At 36.0% G+C, this 358-nt stretch carries 1 protein-coding gene; it reads right to left on the bottom strand.

The genetic code is table 11. The features are described 5' to 3' along the window. Positions 1-358, bottom strand: a 358-nt coding sequence (locus tag SB749_RS18905) for an FG-GAP repeat domain-containing protein (protein ID WP_410711655.1), incomplete at both ends; no start/stop codon positions are given.

The raw sequence follows: 358 nt of genomic DNA, 5'->3' as shown, positions 1-358 counted from the left end.
AGTATCTTCATTTATATTACCTGCATATACGTCTAATCGACCATCGCCGTTAAAATCTCCAACTGAAATTGCTTGTGTTCTTGTTAAGTTTTTCTTATTTGGTTCTTTTAGGCTAAAGGAGCTATTGAATATGCCAGTCCCATTATTTTTATAAACTCGATTATAGCTTCCAAAATTTCCCGCTACTATATCTATATCGCCATCATTATCCATATCACCTACAGCTAGGGCTTGGGTTCCACCATTACCTAGAGATTGCCCTGTGTCAGCAAACATACCCGTTCCATCATTAAATAAAACTTTGTTTCCACCGCTATTATTTCCAATAACCAAATCTACATAACCATTTCCATTGAAG

The sequence above is a fragment of the Brevibacterium sp. SIMBA_078 genome (assembly GCF_046534565.1).
In the GTDB taxonomy this organism is placed as follows: domain Bacteria; phylum Actinomycetota; class Actinomycetes; order Actinomycetales; family Brevibacteriaceae; genus Brevibacterium.
Note: the sequence above shows the minus strand (reverse complement) of the source record. Positions and strands in the feature narration are given on the sequence as shown.